This is a genomic window from Mannheimia sp. ZY171111, assembly GCF_017750945.1.
GTDB lineage: Bacteria > Pseudomonadota > Gammaproteobacteria > Enterobacterales > Pasteurellaceae > Mannheimia > Mannheimia pernigra.
Window position 1 is genome coordinate 591,731 of sequence record NZ_CP046532.1, and the last position, 26,043, is coordinate 617,773.

At 39.6% G+C, this 26,043-nt stretch carries 23 protein-coding genes, 1 tRNA gene and 3 rRNA genes; 8 read left to right on the forward strand and 19 right to left on the reverse strand.

The window, feature by feature from the left end; all coding sequences use genetic code 11:
* Nucleotides 1-234: 234 nt before the first annotated feature.
* Nucleotides 235-1,653, forward strand: coding sequence for a 3-isopropylmalate dehydratase large subunit (gene leuC, locus GM698_RS02760; protein ID WP_159630920.1), 1,419 nt, complete (start codon nucleotides 235-237; stop codon nucleotides 1,651-1,653).
* A gap of 13 nt (nucleotides 1,654-1,666) precedes the next feature.
* On the forward strand, nucleotides 1,667-2,269 hold the full coding sequence (gene leuD, locus GM698_RS02765; RefSeq protein WP_159630922.1) for a 3-isopropylmalate dehydratase small subunit: 603 nt from the start codon (nucleotides 1,667-1,669) through the stop codon (nucleotides 2,267-2,269).
* A gap of 61 nt (nucleotides 2,270-2,330) precedes the next feature.
* On the opposite strand, the gene GM698_RS02770 is transcribed toward leuD, so the two are convergent.
* Genes GM698_RS02770 through dusA form a run of 3 tightly spaced genes read right to left on the reverse strand, consistent with a single transcriptional unit; the run spans nucleotide 2,331 to nucleotide 4,326 of the window.
* Nucleotides 2,331-2,795, reverse strand: coding sequence for a hypothetical protein (locus tag GM698_RS02770; protein WP_176807944.1), 465 nt, complete (start codon nucleotides 2,793-2,795; stop codon nucleotides 2,331-2,333).
* 28 nt (nucleotides 2,796-2,823) lie between these two features.
* A complete protein-coding gene (locus GM698_RS02775; protein WP_176809647.1) occupies nucleotides 2,824-3,330 on the reverse strand; it encodes a DUF2301 domain-containing membrane protein in 507 nt (168 codons plus the stop codon).
* An 18-nt stretch (nucleotides 3,331-3,348) separates the two neighbouring features.
* A complete protein-coding gene (dusA, locus tag GM698_RS02780) occupies nucleotides 3,349-4,326 on the reverse strand; it encodes a tRNA dihydrouridine(20/20a) synthase DusA (protein WP_209289775.1) in 978 nt (325 codons plus the stop codon).
* A gap of 354 nt (nucleotides 4,327-4,680) precedes the next feature.
* Between dusA and GM698_RS02785 the strand changes: the two genes are divergently transcribed.
* A complete protein-coding gene (locus tag GM698_RS02785; RefSeq protein WP_176807942.1) occupies nucleotides 4,681-5,658 on the forward strand; it encodes a ribonucleotide-diphosphate reductase subunit beta in 978 nt (325 codons plus the stop codon).
* Nucleotides 5,645-7,312: a ribonucleoside-diphosphate reductase subunit alpha gene (locus GM698_RS02790; RefSeq protein ID WP_176807941.1), complete on the forward strand. Its 1,668-nt coding sequence runs from the start codon at nucleotides 5,645-5,647 to the stop codon at nucleotides 7,310-7,312. The genes GM698_RS02785 and GM698_RS02790 overlap by 14 nt, the downstream gene beginning before the upstream one ends.
* Nucleotides 7,313-7,393: 81 nt before the next feature.
* Here GM698_RS02790 and nudC read toward each other — a convergent pair whose 3' ends face one another.
* Genes nudC through pepQ form a run of 5 tightly spaced genes read right to left on the reverse strand, consistent with a single transcriptional unit; the run spans nucleotide 7,394 to nucleotide 11,482 of the window.
* A complete protein-coding gene (nudC, locus tag GM698_RS02795) occupies nucleotides 7,394-8,152 on the reverse strand; it encodes an NAD(+) diphosphatase (RefSeq protein WP_176812261.1) in 759 nt (252 codons plus the stop codon).
* Nucleotides 8,145-8,828: a pseudouridine synthase gene (locus tag GM698_RS02800; protein WP_209289628.1), complete on the reverse strand. Its 684-nt coding sequence runs from the start codon at nucleotides 8,826-8,828 to the stop codon at nucleotides 8,145-8,147. The genes nudC and GM698_RS02800 overlap by 8 nt, the downstream gene beginning before the upstream one ends.
* The gene (locus GM698_RS02805; protein ID WP_176809644.1) at nucleotides 8,825-9,673 is read right to left on the reverse strand and encodes a DMT family transporter; all 849 of its coding nucleotides are present in this window, start codon (nucleotides 9,671-9,673) and stop codon (nucleotides 8,825-8,827) included. Before GM698_RS02805 ends, GM698_RS02800 begins: the two co-directional genes overlap by 4 nt.
* On the reverse strand, nucleotides 9,673-10,158 hold the full coding sequence (locus GM698_RS02810) for an FxsA family protein (RefSeq protein ID WP_176807937.1): 486 nt from the start codon (nucleotides 10,156-10,158) through the stop codon (nucleotides 9,673-9,675). The genes GM698_RS02805 and GM698_RS02810 overlap by 1 nt, the downstream gene beginning before the upstream one ends.
* A 7-nt stretch (nucleotides 10,159-10,165) precedes the next feature.
* On the reverse strand, nucleotides 10,166-11,482 hold the full coding sequence (pepQ, locus tag GM698_RS02815; protein ID WP_209289629.1) for a Xaa-Pro dipeptidase: 1,317 nt from the start codon (nucleotides 11,480-11,482) through the stop codon (nucleotides 10,166-10,168).
* A 10-nt stretch (nucleotides 11,483-11,492) separates the two neighbouring features.
* Between pepQ and tusA the strand changes: the two genes are divergently transcribed.
* On the forward strand, nucleotides 11,493-11,735 hold the full coding sequence (gene tusA, locus GM698_RS02820) for a sulfurtransferase TusA (protein WP_176807935.1): 243 nt from the start codon (nucleotides 11,493-11,495) through the stop codon (nucleotides 11,733-11,735).
* Between the two features lie 56 nt (nucleotides 11,736-11,791).
* Here the strand turns inward: tusA and rraB are convergent, their stop codons facing one another.
* The 8 genes from rraB to GM698_RS02860 all read right to left on the reverse strand — a co-directional run bounded on the left by rraB (nucleotide 11,792) and on the right by GM698_RS02860 (nucleotide 20,577).
* Nucleotides 11,792-12,214: a ribonuclease E inhibitor RraB gene (gene rraB / locus GM698_RS02825; RefSeq protein WP_209289630.1), complete on the reverse strand. Its 423-nt coding sequence runs from the start codon at nucleotides 12,212-12,214 to the stop codon at nucleotides 11,792-11,794.
* A 14-nt stretch (nucleotides 12,215-12,228) separates the two neighbouring features.
* Entirely contained in the window at nucleotides 12,229-12,840 is a 612-nt protein-coding gene (gene yihA / locus GM698_RS02830; protein WP_176807934.1) for a ribosome biogenesis GTP-binding protein YihA/YsxC, read from the reverse strand.
* Between the two features lies 1 nt (nucleotide 12,841).
* Nucleotides 12,842-13,261, reverse strand: coding sequence for a DUF805 domain-containing protein (locus GM698_RS02835; protein WP_176809641.1), 420 nt, complete (start codon nucleotides 13,259-13,261; stop codon nucleotides 12,842-12,844).
* 299 nt (nucleotides 13,262-13,560) lie between these two features.
* A 5S ribosomal RNA gene (gene rrf, locus GM698_RS02840) occupies nucleotides 13,561-13,676 on the reverse strand.
* A gap of 181 nt (nucleotides 13,677-13,857) precedes the next feature.
* Nucleotides 13,858-16,758: ribosomal RNA gene (locus GM698_RS02845) — 23S ribosomal RNA — on the reverse strand.
* A 217-nt stretch (nucleotides 16,759-16,975) separates the two neighbouring features.
* Nucleotides 16,976-17,051: transfer RNA gene (locus tag GM698_RS02850), tRNA-Glu, on the reverse strand.
* A gap of 199 nt (nucleotides 17,052-17,250) precedes the next feature.
* Nucleotides 17,251-18,791 (reverse strand): 16S ribosomal RNA (locus GM698_RS02855).
* Together the 16S, 23S and 5S rRNA genes with 1 tRNA gene alongside form the textbook arrangement of a ribosomal RNA operon.
* A gap of 382 nt (nucleotides 18,792-19,173) precedes the next feature.
* Entirely contained in the window at nucleotides 19,174-20,577 is a 1,404-nt protein-coding gene (locus GM698_RS02860; protein ID WP_209289776.1) for a PLP-dependent aminotransferase family protein, read from the reverse strand.
* Between the two features lie 235 nt (nucleotides 20,578-20,812).
* Here GM698_RS02860 and pdxS point away from each other — a divergent pair, with 235 nt between their 5' ends.
* The 3 genes from pdxS (at nucleotide 20,813) to tal (ending at nucleotide 23,353) form a co-directional block, all read left to right on the forward strand.
* On the forward strand, nucleotides 20,813-21,685 hold the full coding sequence (gene pdxS, locus GM698_RS02865) for a pyridoxal 5'-phosphate synthase lyase subunit PdxS (protein ID WP_209289631.1): 873 nt from the start codon (nucleotides 20,813-20,815) through the stop codon (nucleotides 21,683-21,685).
* Nucleotides 21,685-22,257, forward strand: coding sequence for a pyridoxal 5'-phosphate synthase glutaminase subunit PdxT (pdxT, locus tag GM698_RS02870; protein ID WP_006248501.1), 573 nt, complete (start codon nucleotides 21,685-21,687; stop codon nucleotides 22,255-22,257). The genes pdxS and pdxT overlap by 1 nt, the downstream gene beginning before the upstream one ends.
* A 148-nt stretch (nucleotides 22,258-22,405) precedes the next feature.
* Nucleotides 22,406-23,353 (forward strand): transaldolase, encoded by a 948-nt coding sequence (gene tal / locus GM698_RS02875; RefSeq protein WP_159629135.1) that lies wholly within the window; start codon nucleotides 22,406-22,408, stop codon nucleotides 23,351-23,353.
* Nucleotides 23,354-23,407: 54 nt separating this feature from the next.
* On the opposite strand, the gene GM698_RS02880 is transcribed toward tal, so the two are convergent.
* The 3 genes from GM698_RS02880 to nagB all read right to left on the reverse strand — a co-directional run bounded on the left by GM698_RS02880 (nucleotide 23,408) and on the right by nagB (nucleotide 25,906).
* Complete coding sequence (locus tag GM698_RS02880; protein ID WP_176812254.1) at nucleotides 23,408-23,731, reverse strand: DUF2322 family protein; 324 nt, start codon at nucleotides 23,729-23,731, stop codon at nucleotides 23,408-23,410.
* A gap of 161 nt (nucleotides 23,732-23,892) precedes the next feature.
* Entirely contained in the window at nucleotides 23,893-25,035 is a 1,143-nt protein-coding gene (gene nagA / locus GM698_RS02885) for an N-acetylglucosamine-6-phosphate deacetylase (RefSeq protein WP_209289632.1), read from the reverse strand.
* A 76-nt stretch (nucleotides 25,036-25,111) separates the two neighbouring features.
* Nucleotides 25,112-25,906, reverse strand: a complete 795-nt coding sequence (nagB, locus tag GM698_RS02890) for a glucosamine-6-phosphate deaminase (protein ID WP_159629132.1) — start codon at nucleotides 25,904-25,906, stop codon at nucleotides 25,112-25,114.
* Nucleotides 25,907-26,043 lie beyond the last annotated feature (137 nt).

Genomic DNA, 26,043 nt, shown 5'->3' on the forward strand with positions numbered 1-26,043 from the left:
CTTACTACAATCACTCAATCATTTAGCATAAAATGCTAAAAATTACTCATTAAAGCTATTTTTAGCTTTATCTAGCAGAATAAAAATCCTTAATTTTTGTCAAAATACTGTTTTACTTTCGTTTTTTTAGTCGCTATATTCATATTCATCATTAACAAGCGGTCGATTTTGCTAAATTTTTTACAAAAATCACCGCTTGTATTACAAAATTATCCTTTTAAGTGGGAACATTTTATGCAACAAGCCAGAACACTATATCAAAAGCTTTTCGATTCACACGTTGTGTATGAAGCTGAAGGCGAAACGCCAATTATCTATATCAACCGCCATCTCATTCACGAAGTGACCAGCCCTCAAGCTTTTGATGGCTTACGTGTTGCTGGGCGTCAAGTTCGCCAAGTCAGCAAAACATTTGGTACGATGGATCACAGTATTTCTACCCAAGTGCGTGATGTGCAGCAGCTTGAAGGGCAAGCAAAAATCCAAGTATTAGAATTAGAAAAAAACTGTGAAGAAACAGGGATTTCATTATTCGACATTACCAAAAAACAGCAAGGTATTGTGCATGTTATGGGACCTGAACAAGGCTTAACCTTACCAGGTATGACCATTGTATGTGGCGATTCTCACACAGCGACTCACGGTGCTTTCGGTGCATTAGCATTTGGTATCGGAACCTCTGAAGTAGAGCACGTTTTAGCGACCCAAACCTTAAAGCAAACCCGTGCGAAAAGTATGAAAGTAGAAGTGCGTGGCAAAGTCAACCCAGGTATTACCGCAAAAGACATCGTACTTGCGATTATCGGCAAAACGACAATGGCAGGTGGTACAGGCTATGTGGTTGAGTTCTGTGGCGAAGCCATTCGAGATCTTTCAATGGAAGGTAGAATGACGGTATGTAATATGGCAATTGAGTTTGGTGCAAAAGCGGGGATTGTTGCCCCAGATGAAACCACTTTTGCTTACTTAAAAGATCGTCCCAATGCACCAAAAGGCAAAGATTGGGACGATGCCGTCGAATATTGGAAAACCTTGAAAACCGATGAGGGTGCCGTTTATGATGCGGAGGTGATTTTAGAAGCCAAAGATATTGCACCACAAGTCACTTGGGGAACAAACCCAGGACAAGTTATCGGGATCAATGAAGTCATTCCTAACCCTGAAGAAATGGCAGATCCTGTTACTCGTGCTTCAGCAGAAAAAGCATTGGCTTATATTGGTTTAGATGCTTATACAGATATGAAAGATGTTGCTGTTGATCAAGTGTTTATCGGCTCTTGCACCAATGCTCGTATTGAAGATTTACGTGCTGCGGCTGCGGTGATGAAAGGACGCAAAAAAGCAGATAATGTAAAACGTATTCTTGTTGTACCAGGCTCTGGCTTAGTGAAAGAGCAAGCTGAAAAAGAAGGATTAGACAAAATCTTTATTGAAGCAGGGGCAGAATGGCGTAATCCAGGTTGCTCTATGTGCTTAGGTATGAATGATGACCGTTTAGGCGAATGGGAGCGTTGTGCTTCGACGTCAAACCGCAACTTTGAAGGCCGTCAGGGGCGTAATGGTCGCACCCACTTAGTTAGCCCAGCAATGGCTGCAGCTGCTGCTGTATTCGGTAAATTTGTTGATATTCGTAACGTTTCATTAAACGCATAAATAGGAGGAAAAAATGGCAGGTATTAAACAACATTCAGGCTTAGTCGTTCCTCTTGATATAGCGAACGTGGATACTGATGCAATCATTCCAAAACAGTTTTTACAAGCAATTACCCGTATTGGATTTGGTAAACACCTTTTCCACGAATGGCGTTATTTAGATGCAGAAGAGACACAACCAAACCCTGATTTTGTGCTGAATTACCCACAATATCAAGGTGCAACCATTTTACTTGCGCGTAAAAACTTAGGCTGTGGATCTTCGCGTGAACACGCCCCTTGGGCATTAGCAGATTATGGCTTTAAAGTGATGATTGCCCCAAGTTTTGCAGATATTTTCTATAACAACAGCTTAAACAACCATATGCTTCCAATCAAATTAACGGAAGAAGAAGTGGAAGAAATCTTCCAATGGGTGTGGGCAAACGAGGGCGAGCAAATCCACGTCGATTTAGAAGCAATGACAGTGACCGTTGGCGAAAAAGTTTATACTTTTGAACTAGACGAATTCCGTCGCCACTGTTTGCTAAACGGTTTAGATAATATTGGTTTAACACTCCAACACGAAGCGGCAATTTCTGCTTACGAGCAAAACATTCCAGCGTTTTTACGCTAGTTTAAACCATAAAAAATGGCTAGCATTTTCTACGCTAGCCATTTTCTTCTTTTGCTAACTTCTATCTTTCTCGACACTCCAGCCAAGGCAAACTATTTTTATAATAAATTGACTTAAACTTATGAGCGACTAGATCTACATAGCTCCCTTCAATTGGCTGATAAGAGCGATAACGCACCTCAAACTTGGTTGATCTCGCATTCAAGCTGATATTCGCAATATGATCAAAAGGATATGCTTTTCCGCCATCAAGTTGGAAATAGATCCCAAAATTCTCTTGCTTACGGCTCTCAGACCAAAGTGGAAAATAAGTCGCTAGATAAGAATTGCCACCTGTCGCAAAATTCTTACAGTAATAGCTATATCGCTTATAGTTTTTCGGATTATTTAGCTCTGCTTGGCTGATATTCTCTTTTAAATAACTTACCTGTGGCTTTTGTTGCGTTGTTTTTTGTTGCTGTGATGGCGTACAAGCAAATAAGCCAACTACCGCGGCTGTTATTAAGGCAATTTTAAATTTGTGCATAAAAATTCCACTAAAATCATATAAAAACTTACACCTGATATTTGCTTTTATCGCCAATATCAAAATGCAGCGGCATTCGCCATTTCTGAACGCTCAATACTAAAAGTAATACCCCACAAGTAATGCTAAGAATTTGAACTAATAAAGACCACTCTAACATAAATGCTACCCACAAAGCGGTAACTAATATTGGCTGAAAATTCAAGCCAAATATTCTAAAGCAGAAATACTCTTTATAACTTAATCCACCAATAACCAACAGCATTGCCCCTAGGGCTAATAGCGGTAAATTAGTGATATAACAAAGTAACCCTAACCACGCTGAAAATTGAAAAATCAGACGGAATGTTTTGTCATAAAGATGTAATGATGAAGCCAGCATTGTACCAGCCATCAATAAACCCAATTGCGCCGTGGATGTGTAATAAGGCAACGAAAACAACATTAATGTCGCTAACACAAAACCGCTACGGTAAATAATAACGGTCAAATAATCCCAAAAATCCATAGGCGATTTAATATGTGGATCTGCCATAATGTCTCCTTTAAAAAGTTAGCTAATAAACGCAAGAGCTTGCTCAACCACTTCTACGCCAGCACCTTGTTTAGTGGCATTTTCACTGAGATGTCGCCGCCATTGCCTTGCACCTTTACAATTTTGAAATGCTCCGAGCATATGGCGAACAATGTGGTTCAAATAAACGCCTTTAGACAGTTCTCGCTCAATATAAGGGAACATTTTTTCCACAGCTTCTTTCGCGGTGACAAGCGGTCGATTTTCACCAAAAATTTGCGAATCAATTTTGCCTAATATGGATGGATTTTGATACGCCTCACGCCCAATCATTACTCCATCAACAAATTGCAGATGGTGCTTAATTTCTGCAATCGTTTTGATCCCACCATTAATAGTAATATTGAGATGCGGAAAATCACGTTTAAGCTGATAAACACGTTCATAATCCAGCGGTGGAATTTCACGGTTCTCCTTTGGGCTTAAGCCTGTAAGCCACGCTTTACGGGCGTGAACAATGAAATCATTGCTATAAGGTTGTATTTTTTCAATGAAATCACAGAGAAATTCATAACTATCTAGCTCATCAATCCCAATACGATGTTTAACGGTAACAGGAATTTCTACCGCATCTTGCATTGCCTTAATGCAATCCGCGACTAAATCTGCTTTTGCCATTAGACAAGCCCCAAACATACCATTTTGCACACGGTCAGAGGGGCAACCTACATTCAAATTCACTTCCGCATAGCCTCGCTCTTCCGCCAACCTCGCACAATGAGCAAGTTGTGCAGGATCGCTTCCACCTAATTGCAATGCAACAGGATTTTCATTTCTATCGTATTCGAGTAAATCATATTTAGCGTGAATAATCGCAGGAGAAGTGATCATTTCCGTATAAAGTAACGCATATTGACTAAATTGACGATGGAAATAACGGCAGTGGCGAGTTGTCCAATCCAACATTGGTGCAACTGAAAAGCGTCCACGATAAAATTGTTCAGTATTCATATTCATAAAATCAAAAAAGCGGTTAAAAAGAGTAAAATTTTCTAGAAAAATGACCGCTTGTAGCCAATAAAAACAGGCAGCTATCATACTCTAAAAAACCCACTAAACATAGCTTCACCAAAGCTTATTGAATTTAACTATGCCATTTTAAAAGAGAATAAAACACAACATATAGTAGTTAGACCACAATTTAGACACAATATATTGACAAGAAAATTTACAAAACTATTTTCCTTTATAAATCAAACAACTAACAAAAACAAACTAAAAAGCGCAATTGTCAAGTCTTGTCTTCTAACTTTTTTTGCATACAATCATCTCTCAGATTGATGATTAAAATTTAAGATAGAGCCTAAGAATATGTCTAGAAATCTTTTCCAAAAACGCTTAAATATTAAGCCGTATGAGTATCCTGAGCTTCTTGAATTTAAAGATGCTATTCGCCACTCTTATTGGTTACATACCGAGTTTAACTTTACTGGCGATATTCAAGATTATCGTACGACTATTAATGATCACGAGCGTCACGTACTCACGCGTGCAATGCTTGCCATTTCCCAAGTAGAAGTAAATGTAAAACGTTTCTGGGGTGAGTTATACCGTTATTTCCCTAAACCAGAAATGGATGATGTAGGTGGTACTTTTGCAGAAAGTGAAGTGCGTCATAAAGATGCTTACTCATTCTTATTGGAAAAGCTAGGCTTAAACGATATGTTTAGCCAAATTCACGAAATTGAGCCATTAATGAATCGTATTCGTTATATGGAAAGTTTTATGAAAGATAAAGATGCAGGCAAAGGCGAATTTGTTTTATCGTTGGTGCTATTTTCTTTATTTGTCGAGCATATATCATTATTCGGACAGTTCATTATTATGATGTCTTTTAACAAGCATAAAAATCTCTTTAAAGGCATCTCAAATGCTGTTGAAGCAACCTCAAAAGAAGAAGAAATTCACGGAAAATTTGGTATTGCGTTATACGAAATTTTACGCGATGAACATAATGAACTTTTCACACCAGAATTTTTTAAAGATTTAGAAATCCTTGCTACTCAAGCATTTGAAGCTGAGCGTAGTATTTTAGATTGGATTTTTGAAGAAGGCGATTTAAGCTTTATCACCAAAGCAACGGTAGAAAACTACATTAAAAATCGCTACAACAATTCTCTCAGTATTTTAGGTTTAGAACCGCCACATAATATCGATCCTGAATTGTTAAAAGAAACTGAATGGTTTGATATCGAAATTCTTTCAACCAAAGAAACGGATTTCTTTAATAAACGTAGTACCGATTATTCTAAAAAAATGAAGCAGATTACAGCAGATGACTTATTTTAATACCGACCGCCCAGACTTCGATTGGCTTAATGAAGACAGCCGTTTATTCTTACAACGTGGCTATTTATTGGAAGGCACGACCGCATTAGATCGTATTCGTTTTATTGCCGAACACGCAGAACGAAAACTTGGCATTGAAGGCTATGCCGATAAATTTTATCACTATATGGCAAAAGGGTACTTTTCTCTTTCGTCACCCATTTGGTCAAACTTCGGTTTAGATCGTGGCTTACCTATCTCTTGTTTTGGCAGCTACATTGGCGACTCTATCCACGAAATTATGGTAACAACCGCTGAAGTAGGGATGATGAGCAAAATCGGTGGCGGTACATCAGCCTACTTTGGGGATATTCGTCCACGTGGTTCTTTAATTAAAAATAACGGTAAGTCCGACGGTTCATTTAACTTCAGTAAATTATTCGATACGGTAATTGATGTTATTTCTCAAGGCACCTCTCGCAAAGGTCAATTTGCTGGTTATATTGATATTGAGCATGGCGATATTGATGAATGGTTAGATATTCACACTGAAGGTAATCCTATCCAATTAATGTACTACGGTGTGTGCGTTGGCCACGATTGGTTAGAATCTATGAAAGCAGGCGATCCATACAAACGTCAGCTTTGGGCAAAATTATTGCAACGTAAAACTGAAACCGGTATCCCCTATTTATTCTTTAAAGACAATGCAAACGCAGGCAGACCTGATGTCTATAAAGATAAAAATATGACCATTCACGCATCAAACTTATGTACTGAAATTATGTTACCATCAAGTAACGATGAGAGTTTTGTATGCTGTTTATCTTCAATGAACCTACTCTATTTTGATGAGTGGAAAGATACTGATGCACCAGAAGTATTAACTTACTTCTTAGATGTGGTAATGAGCGAATTTATTGAGAAAAGTAAATCGGTTCCATTCTTAGATCGTGCAAATCGCTTTGCAGTTCGCCACCGCGCGTTAGGGTTAGGCGTTCTGGGCTGGCACAGCTATTTACAAGCTAATAATATTGCCTTTGATAGCTTCCAAGCAATGCAAAAAAATAATGAAATTTTCAAAACGCTGCAAGAAAAAACCTTAAAAGCGTCACAAGAACTTGCACAACGGTTTGGAGAACCAGAAATTTTAGAAGGTTATGGTCGTCGCAATACAACATTAATGAGTATCGCCCCAACTAAATCAAGCAGTTTTATTTTAGGCAGTGTTTCTCCTTCGGTTGAGCCATTTAAATCAAATTACTATGTAAAAGATTTAGCGAAGATCAAAACCGTCTATAAAAATCCGTTCTTAGAAAAATTACTACAAGAAAAAGGGCTAGATACGGAAGAAATTTGGGAATCGATTTTACGTAATGATGGATCTGTTCAACATTTAGCACAGCTTTCCGATCATGAAAAAGAGGTGTTTAAAACTTTTGCTGAAATCAGCCAATTAAGCATTATTCAGCAAGCCGCTCAACGCCAACAATATATCGATCAGGGTCAAAGTATTAATCTGATGATTCACCCCGCAACACCAGCACGCGATCTGAATCAACTATACTTAACCGCTGAAGAGTTAGGCCTAAAATCCATTTACTACCAAAACTCAATGAGTGCAGCTCAAGTGTTTAACCGCAACTTACTAAGCTGCTCAAGTTGTGAAGGGTAATTAAACTTAGAAAAAGAAATGCTGAATAATGAAAGTTATTCAGCATTTTTTACCACAGTGCAAATAATAATTTTTCCTACTTTACTCTTCTCTACACAACTTCAATGTTGCTTGAATTAACTCAAAAGCAATTGTGCCTTTTTGTGGAATTTCAGGTAATAACTCATCGCAGTCAAACCATTTCGCATCACAAATCTCTTCCTCTTGTAAGATAATTTCACCACTCTCATAGTCTGCTAAAAAACCAAGCATCAACGAATTAGGAAACGCCCAAGGCTGGCTACCAAAATAACGCACATTTTTGACTTTCAAACCTGTTTCTTCAAATATTTCTCGATGAACCGCATTTTCCACAGACTCTCCAGCCTCAACAAAGCCAGCTAACGTCGTATAAATAGTGCCTTTATGCCGCAAATGATTTGCCAGTAGAATTTGTCTGCCTTTACGTATAGCGACAATAATGGAAGGGCTAATAGTTGGATAAACCCGATTACCGCAAGTATTACAACAAATAGCAATTTCATCCTCTGCCAATACCGCCTTCTCCCCACATTTACCACAAAATTGATGGGTATGAAAAAAATGATTTAACGAAGCAGCCCTATGCAATAAATGCCCCAGCTCAATCTCTCGCCCAATTTGTGTTCTTAAATAGGCAAATTCTCTTTCACTATCTATTTCTAATGCTTTAACTAAATAAACAGGCAGATTTTGATAAAATCCTATCGCTAATTTCTCACGCTCACTCAAGCCAAACTCTTCTGCAAAACCACAAGGAATTTCACCTTTAACCAAAGCAATATCAAAATCTTTAACAATAACCCAATACCCTTTATTCATCTTTCAATCCTAATTGCTTGAATAATTTACGTTTTTCGCTTTCCGATAGAATGCGGTATTCTCCGCTGTTTAAATCCGCTAATTCAAAATTGCCTAATCCAACACGAATTAAACGTAAAGTTGGAAAACCGATATGTGCCGTCATTCGTCTGACCTGACGATTTTTACCCTCATAAATACTCAGCTCTATCCAACTGGTTGGAATCGTTTTCCGCTCACGAATTTTAGGGGCGGTTTGCCAATTATAGTGAGGCTTGGCTATTGTTTTTGCTTTAGCGGGCTGCGTTAAACCATCTTTTAGGGCCACACCTTTTTCTAATTTAGCTAAATCTGCTAAGGTTGGCACGCCTTCTACTTGCACCCAATAGATTTTCTGTTTCTCAAATTTTGGGTGTGATAAACGATGTTGAAGTTCTCCATTATTGGTTAACATCAATAAACCTTCGCTATCTCTATCTAACCGACCAACGGGGTAAATAGTTGGAATTGGAATAAAATCCTTTAACGTTTTTCGCCCCTGCTCATCGGTAAATTGAGTTAGCACGTCATAGGGTTTATTAAATAACACGACAATGGTTTCGGCAAAGGTAAGCGGTCGTTTTTTAGCATTTTTTTGTAAATTTTTAGCAAAATTTGACCGCTTGTTTATTGCTCTTTTAAAAGTGGGTTGCTTCATTTTTTCAAATTTGCCCAAGCAACAGAAAGTAAAATAATCGCACCACCGATAATCATTCTAAAGGTTGGCATTTCACCGAAACAAATCCACGCAATCACAATAGCATACACGGGTTCTAACGAAATAATCATTGAAGCGGTACGAGCATTAATAGTGTCAAGGCTTGAAATAAAGAGCGTATAAGCAAACGTGGTACATAAAAAACCGACACAAAAAATCCAAAACCAATCTTGGGCAGAAACCTGAGGAAATTCAGTGATAGAAAAAGGAAACAGCAAAAGCGTTGCAAAAATATATTGCCACCAACTTGACTGTACGCCCGAAATTTTACTCATCGTATTACGGTTAAATACCGCTAAAATACCATAAACCAATGCCGATAAGATGCCCCAGAGCAAGCCTTGCGTTGCTTCATTACCAAAGGTAAATTCAGGAGTGACTAAAATCAAGCCGATAGTGATCGCAATCAGTAGCACCACCTCACGAAAACGTAATTTCTCACGGAAAAATAAACTTTCAAATAAGGCAACAAAAGCAGGAAAACTGGCAAAACCAAGCGTTGCTACAGCAACTCCACCAACTTTAACCGCAGTAAAAAAAGTAACCCAGTGGGCAGCTAGCAAGCCACCCGATACGGCTTGTTGTCCAATTTGCTTGAGATTTAACTTTACAAGCGGTTGTTTTTTCCATAAAAAATACAAAGAGATCATAGCAAATGCAATCATCACTCGCCCTAGTACAATCGTTTCCGCAGAGCTTTGAATTAATGCACCAAAAATACCTGAAGCACCAAAAAATACCGCTGTGCAATGTACTTTTAAAAGAGCAAGTGTTCTTTTATCCATTATTTGATCCTTTTATTTTCATCTTGCGGTTCTGGTTTACGTTCAAATTCGGCATCGAACGTGTTGTTATCTGGGCTCGATTGTGAATGAAAATGAGTGTTTTGTGAGGTAAAACGCATAAAAAGTTTATTTTTCACTCGATTAATTACAAAGTCTTGAATCAGTTTTCGACTAAATGGCAAAACGCATAAAATTGCCAAAATATCACTTAAAAATCCAGGAATAATCAATAAAATACCCGCAAAAACAAACATTATCGAATTACTCACCGCCTGCGTTGGCATTTTGCCTTGGCTAAGATCCTGCTTAATTGAATAAAGGGTGTAAATACCTCTTAATTTCACAAACCATAAGCCCAGAAAAGAGATGGCGACTAACAATAAAATAGTAGGTAGCACGCCAATTTCTGAACCTATACTAACTAGAAGTGAAATTTCACCATAGATATAAAAGAAAACACCAAAAAGGATAATTAAAATAGGCATTATTTCCTCACACTTTTAATTCTGCTTTTGCGGTTAGGTTTTCCGCACCTGAGGCTCTTATTACAATATTATCTTCAGTACGAATTCCACCGAAGCGTTTAAAATCTTCAATTTTCTGCCAGTTAAAGGCTGACGAATAACGACTATTTTTCCAGCTATTAAGCAACATATCAATAAAATAGAAACCAGGCTCAATCGTCAACACCATATTTTCTTGTAAATCACGAGTGCAACGCAGACTTGGATAAGCTTCTGGTGGTGCTTTGTGGCTGCCTCTCAGATTTTGTTGAAAGCCACCAACATCGTGAACCTGAATACCTAATAAATGCCCTAAACCATGCGGGAAAAAGGTTCGGCTGATACCTTCTTCAAAAATCTGTTGTGCCGATAAATGAATAAATTGATGTTCAGCTAAAAGCTGAGAAATCATCTGCTGCATTCGAGTATGGTAATGCAAGTAATTGATACCAATAGATAACTCAGCAATAATATCTAACTTAAATTTGTCCATTTTAGCGACTAATTCGGCAAATTCTGATGAACTATCAAAGGCATAAGTTCTAGTCAAATCTGAAGCATAACCATTTACCGTTGTACCTGCATCAATTAAAAAACTATAGCGTTTTGTGTTGGTATCAAAATCCAAAGCAGTATAATGCAATACCGCACTGTGATAATTAATCGCCATAATATTGCCATAAGGCACATTTAACTCTGACTGCTTCGTCGTCTTCAAATATTCAAGGTTAATTTCAAACTCACTTTTGCCTGCAAAAAAGGCCTCTTTAGCGGCTTGATGGCCTTTCAACGCAGAAAATTGGGCTTGGTAAATGCTTTCAATCTCAAATTCAGTTTTCATCGAACGCTCGAAATTGAGTATATTCAATATTTTCTGCGGATTAATTTGGCTAAAACCGAGTGAATTTGCCAATCCAACATCTTCTCCAATAAAGGCACAAGCGGTCGGATTTGGGATAAATTTTGCAATTTCCTGTTCAGATTTCAATAAAACCCATTCAAATTCGTCTGCAAAAAAAGAATCTGTTGGTACTTTAGGGGTAGAAACCCAATAATCTTCAGGAGCATAAAAGTAGATTTTCGGCTTATTTTTACCATCTAGGCATAACCAACAATTTTCAGCTTGGGGATAAGGGAAAAAGTAATTAAAATAAGGATTAATTCTAAAAGGGGCTGTTTGATCGTCTAAAAACCAGGTTTTTGCTTTGCCCGAATAAATCCATAAGCCATCTAAAAAGGCTTTTTCAAGTATGTCTTGCACCACTTTTTGCAAGCGAGAGATATGTTCAGAGAATAATGTTTTCATAGGAAATAGAATGAATAAGTTAATTGTAAATAGAGAATTGGATACTTTGGGGCTACGTTGCCCTGAGCCTGTTATGCTAACACGTAAAACAATCCGTATGATGAAAGATGGTGAGGTTCTGCATATTATCGCTGATGACCCAGCAACTACCCGTGATATTCCAAGCTTTTGCGAATTTATGGATCACCAACTTCTTCAAAAAGAGATTTCGTCTTCTCCCTATCACTATTGGATAAAAAAAGGATTAGAATAAAAAATACAAGCGGTGAAATTATGCAAAAAATTTACATTATTTTACCGCTTATTATTTTAATGAAGATTCAGCTCATCATAGTCTTCGTCATCAAAAAACTCGCCATCATCACCATACTCATCTTCATCAGCATTTGGATCTTCAAAGTAAGTTCCCCAACCTTCATATTCCGCACCTGCTTTTTGAATTAGTGGCAGCAATTCTTTTTGCTGTGCAGTAATTAAATCCGCATTTAAGTTAATTTCACTCACAATATCGCAGACAAAAATGACTTTTCCATTCTCTTCTTCCACCTCTTCAGCTTCCGAAATTTCATAACCAAGTTTATAGGCATCAACGACTAATTTCTCTAATTTATCAAAATCACGGTGTGCAACGTGATGCTCAATAATATATAAAGCATCAGGATCTGAGCCATCTTTTAATAAATTCTGAATAATTTCATTAGTTTCAGCTTGTAATTGTTCTAAATTATACATACTCAATTCCTCAATTATTCTATGCTTAGTACAGGAGCAAACCAGCTATCTAATTTAGCAGAGAGTTTATCCACACCAATTTTACTTAATGCTGAGTAAGACTCAACTTGAATATCCCCTTGGAAAGGTAAGATTGCTTCTCGTACCATTTTAACTTGTTTCGAGCGAGCAGATTGGCTTAATTTATCCGCTTTGGTTAATAGTAATAGAACCGGTAAATCTGCCGAAACTGCCCATTCAATCATTTGTTGATCCAGATCTTTCAACGGGTGACGAATATCCATCAAAATCACCACACCACCTAAGCATTCTCGGTTTTGTAAATACTCGCCCAAAGCTTTTTGCCATTGAATTTTCATCTGCTCTGGAACAGCCGCATAACCATAGCCTGGTAAATCCACTAATTTACAGTTTGGTTCAACTCCAAATAAATTAATTAGTTGAGTTCTTCCTGGTGTTTTTGAAGTTCTAGCTAAACTTTTTTGGTTGGTTAAAGCATTTAATGCCGTTGATTTGCCTGCATTTGAACGTCCTGCAAAGGCAATTTCCACCCCTACATCTTCAGGCAAATGACGAATATCTGGTGCTGAAGTTAAAAAATGGGTTTTATGATAATTTAATTTCATTTTATTCTCTTAATTTAAACGATAAGCCTCGCTCACCGTATTTATTGGGATTTCGATTTCCTTTAAAAACACCCCATTCTAATAGGAGGATCATAGTAATAACGGCAGGCATTACATTCCCCAACAATATCTGCATTATGCCTTGTGTATAGAGTGATGCTAAATAACAGATAATTGGTACAAGCACCATTAAAAGAGCTTGGCCTGAACGATCTCTATCATGTAAGCGTTTAACAATAATTGCAGATAAACTAAAAACTGAAATCCACAGAGGAAGAAAACTTAAAAAGGTAAAATTAGCTAAATCAACCATAAAAATAACGGCTATTAATAAAAAAACAAAGTTAATTAACAAACCTATCCAAAAACCTCGTCTGTTTAATCTACCTTTAAAGCCAAAAAGTACATTATACCAAAGCATATTTATCCTAAAGAGAAATCTAATTATTCAAACAAAATCAATATATTGGAGTCAAAAATACGGCTTCATTCTATCAAATATTCACTTTCTTTAATATAGCGTTACATCTCTAAATTTGCATTTTCAATCTCACACGCCCAGACCGCAAGTATTGCTACAAGCGGTCATTTTACTTATATTTTTTGCCATTTTAGCTTTTTTGCTTTTTTGCTTTTTTGCTTTTTTAAAAATGAAAAAGCAAAAACCTCAAGCCTATCACTAAGCTTGAGGTTTTTGCTTTGTTTGAGATTTAAAATAAGCCCCGACGATGCCCTACTCTCACATGGCGAATCACCACACTACCATCGGCGTCACTGCGTTTTACTTCTGAGTTCGGTATGGAATCAGGTAGAACCACAGCACTATTGTCGTCGGGAAAATCTTGTTGATTTTCTGTCTTTCTATTTTTTGTTCTTTAATCTAAAAACAAGCTGTTGATTCTGAGTTTATTTATTTATTTTCTGAGTTTATTTGTTTGCCTTTTTTGTTTAGTCTTTACTTTACGTTACTTCGCTTCGTGCTTTCTTATTTTTTCTATAAAAACACTTGAGCGTTGTATAGTTAAGCCTCTCGGGCAATTAGTACACATTAGCTCAACGTATCGCTACGCTTACACATTGTGCCTATCTACGTCGTAGTCTCCAACAACCCTTACAGTCTTATAGACTGGGAGAACTCATCTCTTGGCAAGTTTCGTGCTTAGATGCTTTCAGCACTTATCTCTTCCGCACGTAGCTACTCGGCAATGCGTCTGGCGACACAACCGAAACACCAGCGGTGCGTCCACTCCGGTCCTCTCGTACTAGGAGCAGCCCCAACCAATTCTCCAACGCCCACGGCAGATAGGGACCGAACTGTCTCACGACGTTCTAAACCCAGCTCGCGTACCACTTTAAATGGCGAACAGCCATACCCTTGGGACCTACTTCAGCCCCAGGATGTGATGAGCCGACATCGAGGTGCCAAACACCGCCGTCGATATGAACTCTTGGGCGGTATCAGCCTGTTATCCCCGGAGTACCTTTTATCCGTTGAGCGATGGCCCTTCCATTCAGAACCACCGGATCACTATGACCTGCTTTCGCACCTGCTCGACTTGTCTGTCTCGCAGTTAAGCTTGCTTCTACCATTGCACTAACCTGACGATGTCCGACCGTCATTAGCAAACCTTCGTGCTCCTCCGTTACTCTTTGGGAGGAGACCGCCCCAGTCAAACTACCCACCAGACACTGTCCGAGTACTCGTTCCGAGTACTTCGTTAGAACATCAAACGTTAAAGGGTGGTATTTCAAGGACGCCTCCAACAACACTAGCGTGTCATCTTCAAAGGCTCCCACCTATCCTACACATCAAAATTCAATGTTCAGTGTCAAGCTATAGTAAAGGTTCACGGGGTCTTTCCGTCTAGCCGCGGGTACACCGCATCTTCACGGCGATTTCAATTTCACTGAGTCTCGGGTGGAGACAGCCTGGCCATCATTATGCCATTCGTGCAGGTCGGAACTTACCCGACAAGGAATTTCGCTACCTTAGGACCGTTATAGTTACGGCCGCCGTTTACTGGGGCTTCGATCAGGAGCTTCTCTTTCGATAACACCATCAATTAACCTTCCAGCACCGGGCAGGCATCACACCCTATACGTCCACTTTCGTGTTTGCAGAGTGCTGTGTTTTTAATAAACAGTTGCAGCCAGCTGGTATCTTCGACCGGTTCAACCTTCATCCGCGAGGGATTACAATCTACGCCGGCGCACCTTCTCCCGAAGTTACGGTGCTATTTTGCCTAGTTCCTTCACCCGAGTTCTCTCAAGCGCCTGAGTATTCTCTACCTGACCACCTGTGTCGGTTTATAGTACGGTTTAGTGTAATCTGACGCTTAGTGGCTTTTCCTGGAAGCGTGGTATCGGTTACTTCAACTCCGTAGAGTCTCGTCATCACTTCTCGTTGTTAATAGAAGACCGGATTTGCCTAATCTTCCCAACTACCAGCTTAAACAGGGTAATCCAACACCCTGATAACCTAACCTTCTCCGTCCCCACATCGCAATTACACCAAGTACGGGAATATTAACCCGTTTCCCATCGACTACGCTTTTCAGCCTCGCCTTAGGGGCCGACTCACCCTGCCCCGATTAACGTTGGACAGGAACCCTTGGTCTTCCGGCGAACGAGTTTTTCACTCGTTTTATCGTTACTTATGTCAGCATTCGCACTTCTGATACGTCCAGCAAGCCTCTCGACTCACCTTCTTCCGCTTACAGAACGCTCCCCTACCCAACAATGTTTCCATTGATGCCGCAGCTTCGGTGACTAGTTTTAGCCCCGTTACATCTTCCGCGCAGGCCGACTCGACTAGTGAGCTATTACGCTTTCTTTAAATGATGGCTGCTTCTAAGCCAACATCCTAGCTGTCTAAGCCTTCCCACTTCGTTTCCCACTTAACTAGTACTTGGGGACCTTAGCTGGCGGTCTGGGTTGTTTCCCTCTCCACGATGAACGTTAGCACCCACCGTGTGTCTCCTATGCATTACTCTTCGGTATTCGCAGTTTGCATCGGGTTGGTAATCCGGGATGGACCCCTAGCCGAAACAGTGCTCTACCCCCGAAGGTATTCACATAAGGCTCTACCTAAATAGATTTCGGGGAGAACCAGCTATCTCCCGGTTTGATTGGCCTTTCACCCCCAGCCACAAGTCATCCGCTAATTTTTCAACATTAGTCGGTTCGGTCCTCCAGTTAGTGTTACCCAACCTTCAACCTGCCCATGGCTAGATCACCGGGTTTCGGGTCTATACCTTGCAACTATACGCCCAGTTAAGACTCGGTTTCCCTACGGCTCCCTTATTCAGTTAACCTTGCTACAAAATATAAGTCGCTGACCCATTATACAAAAGGTACGCAGTCACAGAATAAATCTGCTCCCACTGCTTGTACGCACAAGGTTTCAGGTTCTATTTCACTCCCCTCGCCGGGGTTCTTTTCGCCTTTCCTTCACAGTACTGGTTCACTATCGGTCAATCAGGAGTATTTAGCCTTGGAGGATGGTCCCCCCATCTTCAAACAGGATATCACGTGTCCCGCCCTACTTGTTGTGAGCTTAGTACCACGGAAATATTTTCGAGTACGGGATTATCACCCTCTATGATTGAGCTTCCCAGCTCATTCCTCTAATAAATCCGCTATTACTCACTGGCTCTTTCGCGTTCGCTCGCCGCTACTAACGAAATCTCGGTTGATTTCTTTTCCTCGGGGTACTTAGATGTTTCAGTTCTCCCGGTTTGCTTCACTTGCCTATGTATTCAGCAAGTGATAGTAGATTCTTCATCTACTGGGTTTCCCCATTCGGACATCTTGGATTAAACGCCTCTTATCGACTCATCCAAGCTTTTCGCAGATTAGCACGTCCTTCATCGCCTCTGATTGCCAAGGCATCCACCTTGTGCGCTTAGTCACTTAACTATACAACCTCAAATGTTTTTGTTTTTGTATTTCAATCAAAAGGAAAGAAAAAACAACATAACAACACATTTAAAGTCTGTTTTAAACTAAACACTTAGCTGCTTTTGTTCAGCTAAGATTTTATTACATACTCAGACTTTCTTTCGAAAATCTCTCAGTTTTTCAGCTTGTTTCTAAATTTTTAAAGAACATTAAGACAATAAAAATCATCTTTAAATGGCGTCCCCACGGGGATTCGAACCCCGGTTACCGCCGTGAAAGGGCGATGTCCTAGGCCTCTAGACGATGGGGACATCATTTAAAGATGCTTTCCTTTTGCCAGTTGAGCGTTAAGTATTTTAGCGATTTTGCAAATTTCTGCAAGATTTTAACCGCTTGAATGCCTAACTTTCATTCATCTCTGTCCTGTCTACTCTATCAAACAATCTGTGTGAACACTTGCTGTCGTCGCGACGCTAAACTCTCGCCTAGCTTCGCGCTTGATTTTTTTGGTAAGGAGGTGATCCAACCGCAGGTTCCCCTACGGTTACCTTGTTACGACTTCACCCCAGTCATGAATCATACCGTGGTAAACGCCCCCCTTGCGGTTAAGCTATCTACTTCTGGTACAACCCACTCCCATGGTGTGACGGGCGGTGTGTACAAGGCCCGGGAACGTATTCACCGCAACATTCTGATTTGCGATTACTAGCGATTCCGACTTCATGGAGTCGAGTTGCAGACTCCAATCCGGACTTAGACGTACTTTGTGAGATTCGCTCACCATCGCTGGCTCGCCGCCCTCTGTATACGCCATTGTAGCACGTGTGTAGCCCTACTCGTAAGGGCCATGATGACTTGACGTCATCCCCACCTTCCTCCGGTTTATCACCGGCAGTCTCCTTTGAGTTCCCACCATAACGTGCTGGCAACAAAGGATAAGGGTTGCGCTCGTTGCGGGACTTAACCCAACATTTCACAACACGAGCTGACGACAGCCATGCAGCACCTGTCTCAGAGCTCCCGAAGGCACTCCCATATCTCTACAGGATTCTCTGGATGTCAAGAGTAGGTAAGGTTCTTCGCGTTGCATCGAATTAAACCACATGCTCCACCGCTTGTGCGGGCCCCCGTCAATTCATTTGAGTTTTAACCTTGCGGCCGTACTCCCCAGGCGGTCGATTTATCACGTTAGCTACGGGCACCAAGCTTAAAGCCCAATCCCCAAATCGACAGCGTTTACAGCGTGGACTACCAGGGTATCTAATCCTGTTTGCTCCCCACGCTTTCGCACATGAGCGTCAGTACATTCCCAAGGGGCTGCCTTCGCCTTCGGTATTCCTCCACATCTCTACGCATTTCACCGCTACACGTGGAATTCTACCCCTCCCTAAAGTACTCTAGACCCCCAGTCTGAAATGCAATTCCCAGGTTAAGCCCGGGGCTTTCACATCTCACTTAAAAGTCCGCCTGCGTGCCCTTTACGCCCAGTTATTCCGATTAACGCTTGCACCCCCCGTATTACCGCGGCTGCTGGCACGGAGTTAGCCGGTGCTTCTTCTGTCGTTAACGTCAATCGCCGATTCTATTAAAATCAACGCCTTCCTCGCGACCGAAAGAACTTTACAACCCGAAGGCCTTCTTCATTCACGCGGCATGGCTGCATCAGGGTTCCCCCCATTGTGCAATATTCCCCACTGCTGCCTCCCGTAGGAGTCTGGACCGTGTCTCAGTTCCAGTGTGGCTGGTCATCCTCTCAGACCAGCTAGAGATCGACGGCTTGGTGAGCCATTACCTCACCAACTACCTAATCTCACTTGGGCTCATCTTATGGCAGGTGGCCCGAAAGTCCCACCCTTTCCTCCTTAGAGATTACGCGGTATTAGCGACCGTTTCCAGTCGTTATCCCCCTCCATAAGCCAGATTCCCAAGCATTACTCACCCGTCCGCCACTCGTCAGCATTAGTACAAGTACTAACCTGCTACCGTTCGACTTGCATGTGTTAAGCCTGCCGCCAGCGTTCAATCTGAGCCATGATCAAACTCTTCAATTAAAAGTTCAATCGCTCAATAAACTGCTTAGCTAAAGTTCACTTCAACTTCTAAACTTAACTTAAGTCAAGAAATCAAAAATAATGAATTTCTAGTTATAAGCACCTATTAAGACTTCAAGTTTTAAAATATTTTTTAAATCAAGTCTATCAACAAGTGCCCACACAGATTGTCTGATAAATTGTTAAAGAACAAAACAAAACGACGCACCGTAATCAACATCTAATCATTCACAACAGTGCGTCGTTGTGTGCCGTGCATTATACGCAAAACAAAATGTCTTGCAAGGAGAATTTGATAATATTTTGCAAAAATCACTAAAATAATTACCGCTTGCGTGTTTTTAAGCCAATTTGCTAAAAATTAAAGCAGTTTTGATGCTTGTTATTCGTTGTCCAAAATTTTTTTCAGGCTCTCCGCTACATAATTAATCTGATCATCTTTTAAGTTAGAGTACCCAATTATAAAAGCATTTTGCTGAATTTGAGATTTATCTTGATAATAAGCAGACAATGCGACAAATTTTATACCTTGTTCTTCTGCTGCCTGTAAAATTTGCCTTTCTGTTAATGTTGTATTTAGCTGTACAATGAAATGCAAGCCTGAATGTTCTTCTTTTATTGCAATCTTTTCTGCTAAATTGCCTTGCTTGAAAGCTTTTAGTAATTTATCCCTCTTTTTTTGATAATACGCTCGCATTCGATTGATATGCTTTTCAAAATAGCCTTGTTGAATAAATTCTGCCAAAATATATTGCTCAAAATTGGAAACGGTAGAAGCATAAAACCCTAATTCCTGCTGAAAACGATTCAGTAATTCTGGTGGCAAAACCATATAGGCAATTCGTACAGTTGAAGAGAGCGTTTTAGAAAAAGTATTCATATAGATAACTCGCCCGAGCATATCAATAGATTGCAATGCAGGAATTGGTTGTCCTACAAAACGAAATTCGCTGTCGTAGTCGTCTTCTACAATATATCTTTCAGCTTTTTGTGCAGCCCAAGCTAACAACTCATAACGTTTGGCAATCGGCATTACGTGTCCTGTCGGAAAATGGTGTGATGGCGAGGTATGTATCACGTCCACATTCTTTGAATTTAACTCATCAATTGGAAACGGCATTGACACCGTGTCTGTTGATAAGCGATAGCTGTGATAAATTCTACGTAATTTATCATAACTGGGCTCAGTTAGTGCATAATGTTTATCTAAGCCTAGAAGCTGAATGAGCAAACCGTAAAGAGACTCCGTACCCGCTCCAATAATAATCTGTGCTGGATTAACGATCATTCCTCTAAAAGCTCGCAGATGATTGGCTATCGCACATTTTAATGTCCATACTCCCCCACTCTCAGCACGCTCCATTAGCTCACTTTGGTGTGTTTTCAGCACTTCGCGTACTAATTTTGTCCAAACCGAAAACGGAAAATTTTCTGCTAAAGTCTGTCGATTAGTTAAATCTGCCTGCCATTTTTTATTTTTCTCATACTGTTCTGAACTGATTTTTTGTAGCTGAACTGATATGTCTTCCTTTTTCTTTGGTAAATTTAAGGCATTTACAAAAAAGCCTTTTTTAGGCTGAGCATTCACATAACCTTCTGCTACTAACTGCTGATAAGCTGTTTCCACTGTCATTACTGAAATGCCTAAATGCTTTGCAAAAACACGTTTAGATGGCAGTTTATCCCCTGCTATAAGTATGTTGCTTTCAATGTCGTTTTTTAGAAAACGGTAAAGTTGCTCATAGAGAGCTGTGCCTTCTTGTGTGTTAAAAGTGTAGGTAAGCATAATCTGACATGATAAGAAAAACATAAAATGGTCATTCTAAACAGTTCAGATTAAATTACAATACATACTGTTTCCTCACTCAAATTGGCTGAGTGTATTTAAATTGGTAGATGTATTTTTATTGAACACTCGCATCCAGCGAATATAAAAATAAACTTAATGCCGAGCTAATCGAAACTACGAAAAAATTCAGCAATCTTGTTCAATTATTCAACAATTAGAAGGAAAAAGTACAATGACTAATCGCTATGATTTAAACAGACAACTTGCTCAAATGTTAAAAGGCGGTGTAATTATGGATGTAACTACCCCTGAGCAAGCCTGCATTGCGGAAGAAGCTGGAGCTTGTGCAGTAATGGCACTAGAGAGAATTCCTGCAGATATTCGTGCAGCTGGTGGCGTTTCTCGTATGAGTGATCCCAAGATGATAAAGAGTATCCAAGCAGCGGTATCCATTCCTGTAATGGCGAAAGTACGTATTGGACACGTTACAGAAGCACAAATCCTGCAAGCGATCGAAATTGACTATATTGACGAAAGTGAGGTGCTTTCTCCTGCAGATGATACCTTCCACATTAACAAGCGTAAATTTGAAGTGCCATTTGTATGTGGTGCAAAAAATTTAGGCGAAGCTCTACGTCGTATTAATGAAGGCGCTGCTATGATCCGTAGTAAGGGCGAGCCAGGAACAGGCAATGTGGTGCAAGCAGTACATCATCTTCGCAAAATGAAACAAGAAATTGCCCGCTTGGTTTCACATACCACAGATGAACTTTATCACGTAGCTAAAGAGCTCCAAGTACCATTTGATTTAGTACAATATGTACATCAGTACCAAAAATTGCCTGTTGTCACCTTTGCTGCTGGAGGTGTTGCAACCCCTGCCGATGCTGCATTGATGATACAGTTAGGTGCAGAAGGAGTCTTCGTTGGCTCAGGTATTTTCAAGTCAGGCGATCCTGCTAAACGAGCACGAGCTATTGTACAAGCTGTTACCAACTACAACGATCCTAAATTACTTGCGGAGCTTTCTGAAGATTTAGGTGAAGCAATGGTAGGAATTAATGAGCAAGAGATTGAATTGCTAATGGCAGCAAGAGGTGTCTAATGAAAATTGCTATTCTTGCTCTGCAAGGTGCATTTAGCGAGCATACTGATAAACTCCAGCAACTAGGGGTAGAAAGTATGGAAATTCGTCAACTTGCTGATTTAAACCAAGATTTTGATGGTCTGATTTTACCTGGTGGCGAATCGACTGTTCAAGGTAAATTATTACGTGAATTAGGCTTGCTTGAGCCGCTTCGTCAAAAAATTTTAAATGGCTTGCCAACGCTTGGAACTTGTGCGGGTTTAATTTTGCTTGCGGAAAATTTGGTAAACGACGATAAAAAACATTTGGCTACTTTGCCTGTAACAGTGAAACGTAATGCTTACGGAAGGCAATTAGGCTCGTTTTTAGTAGAAGAAGAAGTTAAATATCTCGGTAAAATTCCGCTCACATTCATTCGTGCGCCTTATATAGAAAGTACTGGAAAAGATGTGGAAATTTTAGCCAAGATAAGCGGTAAGATTGTCGGAGTAAAATACCAAAATCAGATAGGCATATCCTTCCATCCCGAAGTGAATAATGATTTAAGTTTTCACCGCTATTTTGTGGAAATGTGCCGAAAAAATAAGTAAAAGAAAAGGGGCTATTGCCTCTTATTTTTTATACTTTTTTAGAAAAAGTAGTTTTGAATAAAAAAATACTAAAACTCTATTTCCCTTATGTTATTATTATAGTAACTTTTACTACTATTTATTTCACAATCAAAAAAGGAATCAGACTATGAGCCAACTTGACACCTTAAGCAAAATGACCGTTATCGTTGCTGACACTGGCGATATTGAAGCAATCAAACTTTATAAGCCAAAAGATGCAACAACAAATCCGTCTTTAATTTTAAGTGCATCTGCATTACCACAATATGCTCCATTAATTGAAGAAGCAATTAATTACGCAAAAGCACAAAGTAGCGATAAAGATCAACAGTTAGTTGATGCTGAAGATAAATTAGCGGTAAATATTGGTTTAGAAATCTTAAAACTTGTACCTGGACGTATTTCTACAGAAGTTGATGCTCGTTTTTCTTATGATACTGAAAAAACCATCGCTAAAGCACGTAAATTAATTGGATTATATAACGATGCAGGCATCAGTAATGATCGCATTTTAATTAAAATTGCCTCTACTTGGCAAGGTATAAAGGCAGCAGAACAGTTAGAAAAAGAAGGCATTAACTGTAACTTAACGTTATTATTCTCTCAAGCTCAAGCTCGTGCGTGTGCAGAAGCAGGGGTTTACTTAATCTCTCCATTTGTTGGTCGTATTTTAGACTGGTACAAAGCTCACGAAAGTAAAGAGTATGCTCCAGCTGAAGATCCAGGTGTAATTTCAGTAACCAATATCTACAATTACTACAAACAACACGGTTATGACACTATTGTAATGGGTGCAAGTTTCCGTAATGTAGGAGAGATCATTGAGTTAGCTGGTTGCGACCGTTTAACCATCTCACCACCGTTATTAAAAGAGCTACAAGAGAGCGATGAAAAATTAGTTTGCAAGCTAGATTACAAAGGTGAAATCAAGCCTCGTCCAGAAAAAATGACAGAAGCAGAATTCTACTGGGAGCATAACCAAGACCCAATGGCAGTGGAAAAATTAGCTGAAGGCATTCGTAAATTTGCGATTGACCAAGAGAAGTTAGAAGCAATGCTTGCTGAAAAACTGTAATATGTAAATATAAACCCCGCTTTAAATAAATGTTAAAGCGGGGTTTATATTTAATTAAATTTTTTGTTCTACAACTGGCTCTAAAACCAGCTGTAAATCGTTATCAATAACCTTGAATAATAAATCAATATTTGGATGTTTGCCTATATGGGTTCTCGCCTCTTCAGTATGCTCTGCAAACCATTCAAGACCTTGCTGTGCAGCATTCACATCTAACTTTCCTTCAAATTTTTCGTAAAGTGCGTAATAGAGTCTTAGTGAGCCTAGTTTTCCTTCAATGGCTGGAATATGTTGCATCACCTCACCACTATTAATAACATCTAAGCCTGAAAGATGATCGATGGTCGGAAAAGTCGCTAAGTAATCTTTAAATTGCATTTGGTTCTCCCTGATAAAGATAAAGGCAGATACTACATCTGCCTTTTGATTATATGCTATTATGATTAAAGTTTATAGCTTAAAGATCCGTTAATTATACAAGCGGTCGAATTTGTTCAATTTGTTGTAAACAGTTCCACTAATTTTACTGGCGATTAAGATTAATTCCAATGTAACTTGCCATTTACGGCAGTACCTTTCACACTGAACTGATTATCAAAAATAGCTAAATTAGCGATCTTACCTACACTCAATGAGCCAAGTGTATCTTCAACGCCAATCGCTCTTGCTGGATAAAGTGTACTCATTCGAATGGCTTCATTAAGACTGATGTTACAATGTTGAACAACATTACGGATTGACTCAATCATGGTAATGGCTGCACCACCTAAAGCCCCAAATTCATCGTAGCATTTTCCATCTTTTACCGTTATTTTTTTACCGATAAAGATGAATGAGTCAATATTGCTCCCTGCTGCTGCCACCGCATCGCTCACAATTAATAATTTATCGCCTTTTGCTTTTTTCGCAATACGAATATTGCCCCATTCAACGTGTAAACCATCGCAAATAATGCCTGCATAAATATCGCTATCAAGCACTGCACCTACAACACCACCTTCACGCCCAGAGCTAACTGGTGACATCGCATTATGCAAGTGTGTAGCAAAAGCAGCTCCCTCAGCAATACGCTCTTTGGCTTTAGCATAAGTTGCGTTTGAATGCCCAAGTGAAACGATAATACCTGCCTCATTAAAGCGTTTAATATAATCAGCCGCTGGGTTTTCCGCCGCAATCGTAATTTTGGTAATAACATCACCATTGGCACAAAGAAAATCGAGCATTTCAGGGCTGATATCGCGAATAAATTCAGGACGGTGGACCCCTTTCTTCTCTACACTTAGATAAGGTCCCTCAAAGTGTAAGCCTAACGCCTGGTTTTTATGTTTGGATAAATACTCTCTCATAATAACCACCGCTTGCTTCATACCTTCATCAGGTGAAGTAATAAAAGTGGGCAAGTAGCTGGTTGTACCTGAACGCAAATTGGTCTCCTGCATAATTTCAAGAGTACGAATAGTAATCTCCTCATTAAACATCACACCACCACAGCCATTGAGTTGCAAATCAATAAAACCTGCCGATAAATTTACGCCACCTAAATCAATTTTTTCTAAATATTGGGGCAAATCAGCCTCAAGAGTAATCGCTTCAATTTTATCGTCTTTTACCACCAGAGCGTGTTGATACAATACCTGTTCGCCAGTGTAAATCACACAATTTGTTAAGGCATAATGATTCATATTTTGTATTCCTTTAAATGACAACAAGCGGTTATTTTCGCAAATTTTTTTGCAAAAACAACCGCTTGTAAAATAATTAACGCACTACATTTTTCTCTAACTCTTTGAAATATTTAACTGTTTTTACTTTCAGCTCTTGGGTTGCTGGCTCATCACACACCACAATACCACGACGATGTAACTGTAAGCAGCTAATAGTCCAAAGATGATTTACCGCACCTTCCACACAAGCCTGCAATGCTAACGCTTTGTGATGGCCTGTAACTAAAATCATGACTTCTTCTGCATCAAGCAATGTGCCTACACCCACTGTTAAAGCAAATTTTGGCACTTGGCTTACATCATTATCAAAAAAGCGAGAGTTGGCAATACGAGTATCTTCCGTTAATGTTTTGATACGAGTACGAGAAGAAAGTGATGATGCAGGCTCATTAAATGCAATATGGCCATCTACTCCCACTCCGCCCATAAAGAGATGAATTTTACCGTAAGAACGGATTTTTTCTTCATAACGCTCACATTCTGCATTCACATCTTCAGCCATACCGTTGAGGATATTGATATTTTCAAGTGGGATATCCACGTGATCGAAGAAATGCTTAAACATAAAACTGTGATAGCTTTCAGGATGATCTTTCGGTAAGCCAACATATTCATCCATATTAAAAGTAACCACATTTTTGAAACTCACTTCACCTGCTTGGTAAAGTTTAATTAACTCTTTATACGTTTTTTCAGGTGTACCACCCGTTGGTAAGCCAAGTACGAAAGGTTTCTCTTTAGTTGGTTTAAAAGCATTTATACGATCAACAATATAACGAGCAGCCCAAACGCTGACATCACGATCCGTTTCTAGTGGTATTAAACGCATAGTATCTCCTTGATTTTTAAATTAACACTTCATTTTTTATTATTTTAATGAAATATCGCTTCAAATTCTATTTTTTATCTGTTTTTTGTGATCCAGATCACATAAAATTTAAGCGGTTTAATTTCTACAAAATTTTG

What these genes read in the sequence shown, in the direction of transcription:
- tusA (WP_176807935.1), top strand. Translation starts at nt 11,493, where the DNA reads ATGAATAAGTTAATTGTAAATAGAGAATTGGATACTTTGGGGCTACGT.
- leuC (WP_159630920.1), top strand. Translation starts at nt 235, where the DNA reads ATGCAACAAGCCAGAACACTATATCAAAAGCTTTTCGATTCACACGTT.
- nagA (WP_209289632.1), bottom strand. Translation starts at nt 25,035, where the DNA reads ATGAATCATTATGCCTTAACAAATTGTGTGATTTACACTGGCGAACAG.
- nagB (WP_159629132.1), bottom strand. Translation starts at nt 25,906, where the DNA reads ATGCGTTTAATACCACTAGAAACGGATCGTGATGTCAGCGTTTGGGCT.
- GM698_RS02775 (WP_176809647.1), bottom strand. Translation starts at nt 3,330, where the DNA reads ATGGCAGATCCACATATTAAATCGCCTATGGATTTTTGGGATTATTTG.
- GM698_RS02880 (WP_176812254.1), bottom strand. Translation starts at nt 23,731, where the DNA reads ATGCAATTTAAAGATTACTTAGCGACTTTTCCGACCATCGATCATCTT.
- GM698_RS02770 (WP_176807944.1), bottom strand. Translation starts at nt 2,795, where the DNA reads ATGCACAAATTTAAAATTGCCTTAATAACAGCCGCGGTAGTTGGCTTA.
- yihA (WP_176807934.1), bottom strand. Translation starts at nt 12,840, where the DNA reads ATGAAATTAAATTATCATAAAACCCATTTTTTAACTTCAGCACCAGAT.
- pdxT (WP_006248501.1), top strand. Translation starts at nt 21,685, where the DNA reads ATGAAAATTGCTATTCTTGCTCTGCAAGGTGCATTTAGCGAGCATACT.
- GM698_RS02805 (WP_176809644.1), bottom strand. Translation starts at nt 9,673, where the DNA reads ATGGATAAAAGAACACTTGCTCTTTTAAAAGTACATTGCACAGCGGTA.
- GM698_RS02810 (WP_176807937.1), bottom strand. Translation starts at nt 10,158, where the DNA reads ATGCCTATTTTAATTATCCTTTTTGGTGTTTTCTTTTATATCTATGGT.
- dusA (WP_209289775.1), bottom strand. Translation starts at nt 4,326, where the DNA reads ATGAATATGAATACTGAACAATTTTATCGTGGACGCTTTTCAGTTGCA.
- GM698_RS02785 (WP_176807942.1), top strand. Translation starts at nt 4,681, where the DNA reads ATGTCTAGAAATCTTTTCCAAAAACGCTTAAATATTAAGCCGTATGAG.
- GM698_RS02790 (WP_176807941.1), top strand. Translation starts at nt 5,645, where the DNA reads ATGACTTATTTTAATACCGACCGCCCAGACTTCGATTGGCTTAATGAA.
- nudC (WP_176812261.1), bottom strand. Translation starts at nt 8,152, where the DNA reads ATGAATAAAGGGTATTGGGTTATTGTTAAAGATTTTGATATTGCTTTG.
- rraB (WP_209289630.1), bottom strand. Translation starts at nt 12,214, where the DNA reads ATGTATAATTTAGAACAATTACAAGCTGAAACTAATGAAATTATTCAG.
- leuD (WP_159630922.1), top strand. Translation starts at nt 1,667, where the DNA reads ATGGCAGGTATTAAACAACATTCAGGCTTAGTCGTTCCTCTTGATATA.
- pepQ (WP_209289629.1), bottom strand. Translation starts at nt 11,482, where the DNA reads ATGAAAACATTATTCTCTGAACATATCTCTCGCTTGCAAAAAGTGGTG.
- GM698_RS02835 (WP_176809641.1), bottom strand. Translation starts at nt 13,261, where the DNA reads ATGCTTTGGTATAATGTACTTTTTGGCTTTAAAGGTAGATTAAACAGA.
- pdxS (WP_209289631.1), top strand. Translation starts at nt 20,813, where the DNA reads ATGACTAATCGCTATGATTTAAACAGACAACTTGCTCAAATGTTAAAA.
- tal (WP_159629135.1), top strand. Translation starts at nt 22,406, where the DNA reads ATGAGCCAACTTGACACCTTAAGCAAAATGACCGTTATCGTTGCTGAC.
- GM698_RS02860 (WP_209289776.1), bottom strand. Translation starts at nt 20,577, where the DNA reads ATGCTTACCTACACTTTTAACACACAAGAAGGCACAGCTCTCTATGAG.
- GM698_RS02800 (WP_209289628.1), bottom strand. Translation starts at nt 8,828, where the DNA reads ATGAAGCAACCCACTTTTAAAAGAGCAATAAACAAGCGGTCAAATTTT.